Source organism: Tenacibaculum caenipelagi (genome assembly GCF_004363005.1).
Lineage (GTDB): Bacteria > Bacteroidota > Bacteroidia > Flavobacteriales > Flavobacteriaceae > Polaribacter > Polaribacter caenipelagi.
In genome coordinates, this window is the sequence record NZ_SNYH01000008.1 from 1 (window position 1) to 5,686 (window position 5,686).

Annotated in this window: 2 tRNA genes and 3 rRNA genes; all 5 read left to right on the forward strand. The window is 45.4% G+C overall.

Going from position 1 to position 5,686, the window contains the following annotated elements:
• Positions 1-500 precede the first annotated feature (500 nt).
• The 5 genes from DFQ07_RS15370 (at position 501) to rrf (ending at position 5,647) form a co-directional block, all read left to right on the forward strand.
• Positions 501-2,024, forward strand: a 16S ribosomal RNA gene (locus tag DFQ07_RS15370).
• Between the two features lie 130 nt (positions 2,025-2,154).
• Positions 2,155-2,228, forward strand: a tRNA-Ile gene (locus DFQ07_RS15375).
• A 113-nt stretch (positions 2,229-2,341) separates the two neighbouring features.
• Positions 2,342-2,415: transfer RNA gene (locus DFQ07_RS15380), tRNA-Ala, on the forward strand.
• 153 nt (positions 2,416-2,568) lie between these two features.
• Positions 2,569-5,439: ribosomal RNA gene (locus DFQ07_RS15385) — 23S ribosomal RNA — on the forward strand.
• A 99-nt stretch (positions 5,440-5,538) separates the two neighbouring features.
• Positions 5,539-5,647, forward strand: a 5S ribosomal RNA gene (gene rrf / locus DFQ07_RS15390).
• Together the 16S, 23S and 5S rRNA genes with 2 tRNA genes alongside form the textbook arrangement of a ribosomal RNA operon.
• Positions 5,648-5,686: the final 39 nt, after the last annotated feature.

Sequence of the window (5,686 nt, forward strand, 5' to 3'; positions counted from 1 at the left end):
AAAAGGGTTCTATATTTGCACCCGCAAACGGATAAGCGCAAGGCTTAGAAGTTAGCAAGAGTTCATTAAAATAGGGTTTAAGATACGATAAGAAAAGGTTAAAAAATAGTTTAAATTTTTCTTGTTTATTAAGAGATAAAGTGAGTATCTTTGCAGTCCGATTTTTAGGGAAACAGTTCATTAAAATAGTGTAAAAAACAAACTTTTAAAAAAAACTTAAAAAAGTTTTTGTCAGATTAAAAAGAGTTTGTAATTTTGCATCCGCTTTAAGAAAGCGATACAAACACAGAAATTTTGGAAGACGGTAAGGTCACTAGTTCGAGTCTAGTATTTCTACAAAAGGTTGGATTGAAAAGATGAGTTAACGCTTATCGTTAGAGATTCACCAAGTTCATTGAAAATATTGAAATTGACAGCGTAAAACAAAGAGTAGAATAACCATAACTTCTACGAAGTTAAAAATTCTTTTGGAACTTAACATTTATAATATTAAAGATTATACAATGAAGAGTTTGATCCTGGCTCAGGATGAACGCTAGCGGCAGGCTTAACACATGCAAGTCGAGGGGTAACAGGAAAAAGCTTGCTTTTTTGCTGACGACCGGCGAACGGGTGCGTAACGCGTATAGAATCTGCCTTGTACAGGAGGATAGCCTTTAGAAATGAAGATTAATACTCCATAATGCGGGGATGTGGCATCACGTTCTCGCTAAAGATTTATCGGTACAAGATGACTATGCGTCCTATTAGCTAGATGGTAAGGTAACGGCTTACCATGGCAACGATAGGTAGGGGGTCTGAGAGGATTATCCCCCACACTGGTACTGAGACACGGACCAGACTCCTACGGGAGGCAGCAGTGAGGAATATTGGTCAATGGAGGCAACTCTGAACCAGCCATGCCGCGTGCAGGAAGACTGCCCTATGGGTTGTAAACTGCTTTTATACAGGAAGAAACCGTCGTACGTGTACGGCCTTGACGGTACTGTAAGAATAAGCACCGGCTAACTCCGTGCCAGCAGCCGCGGTAATACGGAGGGTGCAAGCGTTATCCGGAATCATTGGGTTTAAAGGGTCCGCAGGCGGTCAATTAAGTCAGAGGTGAAATCCCATAGCTTAACTATGGAACTGCCTTTGATACTGGTTGACTTGAGTTATACGGAAGTAGATAGAATATGTAGTGTAGCGGTGAAATGCATAGATATTACATAGAATACCGATTGCGAAGGCAGTCTACTACGTATATACTGACGCTCATGGACGAAAGCGTGGGGAGCGAACAGGATTAGATACCCTGGTAGTCCACGCCGTAAACGATGGACACTAGTTGTTGGGCAATAGCTCAGTGACTAAGCGAAAGTGATAAGTGTCCCACCTGGGGAGTACGATCGCAAGATTGAAACTCAAAGGAATTGACGGGGGCCCGCACAAGCGGTGGAGCATGTGGTTTAATTCGATGATACGCGAGGAACCTTACCAGGGCTTAAATGTAGAGTGACAGGGCTAGAGATAGCTTTTTCTTCGGACACTTTACAAGGTGCTGCATGGTTGTCGTCAGCTCGTGCCGTGAGGTGTCAGGTTAAGTCCTATAACGAGCGCAACCCCTATCGTTAGTTGCTAGCAGGTAATGCTGAGGACTCTAGCGAGACTGCCGGTGCAAACCGTGAGGAAGGTGGGGATGACGTCAAATCATCACGGCCCTTACGTCCTGGGCTACACACGTGCTACAATGGTATGGACAATGAGCAGCCACTATGCGAATAGGAGCGAATCTATAAACCATATCACAGTTCGGATCGGAGTCTGCAACTCGACTCCGTGAAGCTGGAATCGCTAGTAATCGGATATCAGCCATGATCCGGTGAATACGTTCCCGGGCCTTGTACACACCGCCCGTCAAGCCATGGAAGCTGGGGGTGCCTGAAGTCGGTTACCGCAAGGAGCTGCCTAGGGTAAAACTGGTAACTAGGGCTAAGTCGTAACAAGGTAGCCGTACCGGAAGGTGCGGCTGGAACACCTCCTTTCTAGAGAAAGATGGTGAGTTACATAAGAGGTATATTTTACTCTTTGCTGTTAATTTTAAAAATTTAGATTAAGATCTTAAAAAAGAGAAATTTTAGATGTTTGATATAGAATATCTAAGCTGTCTGAGACAGTCTCGTAGCTCAGCTGGTTAGAGCGCTACACTGATAATGTAGAGGTCGGCAGTTCGAGTCTGCCCGAGACTACAATTTTAAGCTATTAGTTGAAAGGAAATTTTAGAAGTTGGGTATCCCAAGTTGACGTATAGGTCATCAATTAACTGATAACTGTTAACTGATACCGACTACTGAAAATAAAAGGGGGATTAGCTCAGCTGGCTAGAGCGCTTGCCTTGCACGCAAGAGGTCATCGGTTCGACTCCGATATTCTCCACAAGGACTAAGGTCCAAACGTTCATTGACATATTGGTAAAATGATATCGTAAAGAATCAAGATAGAGAGTTAGAGTAATATCTAACAAAATATTTTTATAAGAACAAGAATTATAAAGAGCTCGTTGTAGTATTTATACTACAGCAAAAAGTACAATAAGCTAAATAAGGGCGTATGGAGGATGCCTAGGCTTTCAGAGGCGATGAAGGACGCGATAAGCTGCGATAAGCTACGGGGAGAAGCACATATTTTAAGATCCGTAGATTTCCGAATGGGGCAACCCACTATGTTGAAGACATAGTACCCGCAAGGGGGCAAACCTGGTGAACTGAAACATCTAAGTAACCAGAGGAAGAGAAAACAAAAGTGATTCCGTTAGTAGTGGCGAGCGAACGCGGATTAGCCCAAACCAATGTTGTTACGGCAATATTGGGGTTGTAGGGCTGCGACATTAGAATCTTAGAGAACTAGAATCGTTTGGAAAGACGAACCGAAGAGAGTGATAGTCTCGTATAGGTAATCGAAGAGGATATAGCAGTACCCTGAGTAGTGCGGGACACGTGTAATCCTGTATGAATCCACCGGGACCATCCGGTAAGGCTAAATACTCCTGAAAGACCGATAGTGAACTAGTACCGTGAGGGAAAGGTGAAAAGAACCCTAAGTAAGGGAGTGAAAGAGAACCTGAAACCGTACGCCTACAAGCGGTCGAAGCACATTTACTGTGTGACGGCGTGCCTTTTGCATAATGAGCCTACGAGTTACTGTTACTAGCAAGGTTAAGATTTTAAGGATCGGAGCCGAAGCGAAAGCGAGTCTGAATAGGGCGACTTTAGTTAGTAGTAGTAGACGCGAAACCGAGTGATCTACCCATGGGCAGGTTGAAGCTGTGGTAACACACAGTGGAGGACCGAACCAGTTGACGTTGAAAAGTCTTTGGATGACCTGTGGGTAGGGGTGAAAGGCCAATCAAACTCGGAAATAGCTCGTACTCCCCGAAATGCATTTAGGTGCAGCGTTGAGACAAAGTTTTATAGAGGTAGAGCTACTGATTGGATGCGGGGGCTTCACCGCCTACCAATTCCTGACAAACTCCGAATGCTATAAAATGTTTCTCAGCAGTGAGGGCATGGGTGCTAAGGTCCATGTCCGAGAGGGAAAGAACCCAGACCATCAGCTAAGGTCCCCAAATATATGTTAAGTTGAAAAAACGAGGTTTGACTGCCCAGACAGCTAGGATGTTGGCTTGGAAGCAGCCATTCATTTAAAGAGTGCGTAACAGCTCACTAGTCGAGCGGTCGAGCATGGATAATAATCGGGCATAAACATATTACCGAAGCTATGGACTTATTAAAGTGGTAGGGGAGCATTCTATATGTGCTGAAGGTGTGCTGTGAGGCATGCTGGAACGTATAGAAAAGAAAATGTAGGCATAAGTAACGATAAAGGGGGCGAGAAACCCCCTCACCGAAAGACTAAGGTTTCCTCAGCGATGCTAATCAGCTGAGGGTTAGTCGGGACCTAAGGCGAATCCGAAGGGAGTAGTCGATGGACAACAGGTTAATATTCCTGTACTTCTTATAATTGCGATGGGGTGACGGAGTAATGAAAGCACCGCGAACTGACGGAATAGTTCGTTGAAGTATGTAGGTATTAGATTTGTAGGCAAATCCGCAGATCTAGCTGAAGTACGATAGTACCACAAGTCTTCGGATGCGTGGATAGTGTGCCTAAAGGCTTCCAAGAAAAACCTCTAAGCTTCAGATTATAAGAACCCGTACCGTAAACCGACACAGGTAGTTGGGATGAGAATTCTAAGGTGCTCGAGAGATTCATGGCTAAGGAACTAGGCAAAATAGACTCGTAACTTCGGGAGAAGAGTCGCCCTACTCCGGTAGGGCCGCAGTGAAAAGATCCAGGCGACTGTTTATCAAAAACACAGGGCTTTGCTAAATTGAAAGATGATGTATAAGGCCTGACACCTGCCCGGTGCTGGAAGGTTAAGTGGAGTTGTTAGCTTCGGCGAAGCAATCAAATGAAGCCCCAGTAAACGGCGGCCGTAACTATAACGGTCCTAAGGTAGCGAAATTCCTTGTCGGGTAAGTTCCGACCTGCACGAATGGTGCAACGATCTGGATACTGTCTCAGCCATGAGCTCGGTGAAATTGTAGTATCGGTGAAGATGCCGATTACCCGCAGCGGGACGAAAAGACCCCGTGAACCTTTACTATAGCTTCGTATTGACTTTGGATAAGTAATGTGTAGGATAGGTGGGAGACTTTGAAGCGGCGTCGCTAGGCGTTGTGGAGTCATCCTTGAAATACCACCCTTTGCTTATCTAGAGCCTAACTCAGCAATGAGAACAGTGCGTGGTGGGTAGTTTGACTGGGGTGGTCGCCTCCAAAAGAGTAACGGAGGCTTCTAAAGGTTCCCTCAGCACGCTTGGTAACCGTGCGTAGAGTGCAATGGCATAAGGGAGCTTGACTGAGAGACATACAGGTCGATCAGGTACGAAAGTAGAGCATAGTGATCCGGTGGTTCCGCATGGAAGGGCCATCGCTCAAAGGATAAAAGGTACTCCGGGGATAACAGGCTGATCTCCCCCAAGAGCTCACATCGACGGGGGGGTTTGGCACCTCGATGTCGGCTCGTCACATCCTGGGGCTGGAGAAGGTCCCAAGGGTTGGGCTGTTCGCCCATTAAAGTGGCACGCGAGCTGGGTTCAGAACGTCGTGAGACAGTTCGGTCTCTATCTGCTGTGGGCGTTAGAAATTTGAGTGGATCTGACTTTAGTACGAGAGGACCGAGTTGGACTGACCTCTAGTGTATCTGTTGTCTCGCCAGGGGCACTGCAGAGTAGCTACGTCGGGAAGGGATAAGCGCTGAAAGCATATAAGCGCGAAACCCACCACAAGATGAGATTTCTTTAAAGGGTCGTGGAAGATCACCACGTTGATAGGCTATAGGTGTAAGTGCAGTAATGTATGTAGCCGAGTAGTACTAATAACCCATAGGCTTATGTACGTTTCCCGGTCCTTGTGACCGGGAGCAAACTCTTTGATAATTTATGATATGATTTTACTAATATGTTAACTTTTACAGTTGAAATATACTGCAACGATTTAAGGTGATTATCGCAATGGGGCTCACCTCTTACCATTCCGAACAGAGAAGTTAAGCCCATTAGCGCCGATGGTACTGCCACTGGTGGGAGAGTAGGTCGTTGCCTTTCTTTTAAACCTCAATCTTTTATTAGATTGAGGTTTTTTTT